Annotated in this window: 2 protein-coding genes; both read right to left on the bottom strand. The window is 70.4% G+C overall.

Annotated elements, in window-relative coordinates; genetic code table 11:
- Positions 1-73: 73 nt before the first annotated feature.
- Complete coding sequence (gene istB / locus ACFU95_RS50925; protein ID WP_383844769.1) at positions 74-880, bottom strand: IS21-like element helper ATPase IstB; 807 nt, start codon at positions 878-880, stop codon at positions 74-76.
- Positions 880-1,985 (bottom strand): IS21 family transposase (gene istA, locus ACFU95_RS50930; RefSeq protein WP_383844772.1); only part of this gene is annotated, 1,106 nt, incomplete at its 5' end. The genes istA and istB, both read right to left, overlap by 1 nt.

The raw sequence follows: 1,985 nt of genomic DNA on the forward strand, positions 1-1,985 counted from the left end.
TGTCGGCGACGCGTGAATCGTGACCCACTTTCGACGGGTGAAAAGTGACCCCCACTGCGTCAGTTGATGTTGGTCATTCCCCGGTGTTGGCCGCGGGAACCCGTCCGAGGTCGCGGCCGCGCATGCGGTAGCTGTCGCCCTTCAGCGAGATCACCTCGGCGTGGTGGACGAGGCGGTCGATCATCGCGGCGGCGACGGTGTCGTCGCCGAAGACCTCGCCCCAGCGTCCGAAGGGCTTGTTGCTGGTCACGATCACCGAGGCGCGTTCGTAGCGGCCGGAGATGAACTGGAAGAACAGGTTCGCGGCCTCGGGTTCGAAGGGGATGTAGCCGACCTCGTCCACGATGATCAGCGGGATCCTGCCCAGCCGGGTCAACTCGTCGCTCAGGCGCCCGGCTTGGTGGGCTTCGGCGAGGCGGGTGACCCACTGGGCGGCGGTGGCGAAGGCGACCCGGTGGCCGGCCTGGCAGGCCCGGATGCCGAGCCCGGTGGCGAGGTGGGTCTTGCCGGTGCCGGGCGGCCCCAGGAAGATCACGTTCTCCTTCCCGACGACGAAGTCCAGGGTTCCCAGATGGGCGATGACCTCGCGTTTCACGGACCGCTGGTGGTCGAAGTCGAAGTCCTCCAGCGACTTGCGGGAGGGGAAACGGGCCGCGCGGATGCGGCCCTCGGCGCCGTGGGAGTCGCGGGCGGCGACCTCCCGTTGCAGGCAGGCGGCGAGATACTCCTCGTGGCTCCAGCCCTCGTCGCGGGCCCGTTCGGCGAGCCGGGCGGCGGCGTCCCGCAAGGCGGGGGCCTTCAACGCCTTGGTCAGATAGACGAGTTCGGAGCCGACATCGCGGCTGGTCCTGGCCTGGTTCGTGCTGTTCTTCGTGCTCATCACGCTGCCCCTTCGCCCGCGCTCAGCCCGCCGTCGATCACGCCGAAGATCCGGTCGTAGGTGTCCAGCGACCGCTCCTCGACCTCCGTCACGTCCACCGGCGCCGGTTTCGTGCCGGCTGCCGTCTTGCGGGCGGCCGCGGCAGCGGCCGCGTGGTCCGGGTCGGTGATGGTCTGGTGGCGGGCCCAGCTGCGGGCATGGCGGGCGACCTCGACGCCGTCGCAGGTCACCAGGACCTGGTCCAGGTCGGCGGCCACCTCGATGCGGCGGCCGACGGCCAGCGGATGCACCGAGTAGTCGCAGGTGTCCAGGCGGACATAGTGATCCCTCGGCAGCCGCAGCGATGCCTTCCACCAGCCCGGCGGGGCGATCGGCGGCAGGGCCAGCATCCGCGACCGGTCGGCCTCCAGCCGGTCCGAGGGGCGGGCCTGCAAGGTGCGGTGGATGCGCCGGTTGGCTCTGGTCAGCCAGTCGGCGAGCTGGATGTTGAAGTCGGACGGCGAGGCGAACAGCCGCCCGGGCAGAAACGACGTCTCCAGATAGCCGTTGGCCCGCTCGACCAGACCCTTCGCCTCTGGATCCCGGGGCTTGCAGAGCAGGAACTTGATGCCCAGCAGTCCGGCGAACGCGGCGAATTCATCGGTGAGTTGAGGACCGCCCGGCCGCCAGGAGCCGACGGCTCCCTCGTTGTCCCAGACCAGCACCCGGGGGACGGCACCGAGCTCGGTCAGCAGCCGCCAGTGTCCCGCGATCAGGTCGGCCGCGGACCTGGAGGGCAGCATCCGCGCGGTGATCCACCGCGAGTAGCCCGCGACCATGACCAGCACCGGCGGCCGTCCGACCTGGCCGAAGCCGAGCGGGATGTCGGCGGGCGGGAACCATAGGTCGCACTGGCCGATCTCGCCCGGCTCATAGACCGTCCGCGAGGCCGGATCCGCGGGCCGATAGGCCGGCCGCAGGTCCCGGATCCGGTCCTTGAGCACAGTCAGGCCGCGGTCCCAGCCGATCCTCTCCGCGATCACCGTCGCCGGCATCTCCGGCCATTGCTCGAGCAGTTCGCGGATCTGCGGCTCGGCCGCGTCCACGATCGAACCCTTCGGTGCCC

This window comes from Streptomyces sp. NPDC057623 (assembly GCF_042800355.1).
Taxonomy (GTDB): domain Bacteria; phylum Actinomycetota; class Actinomycetes; order Streptomycetales; family Streptomycetaceae; genus Streptomyces.

Excerpts from the sequence above, each read along its gene's own strand:
- istB (WP_383844769.1), bottom strand. The coding sequence starts at position 880 with ATGAGCACGAAGAACAGCACGAACCAGGCCAGGACCAGCCGCGATGTC.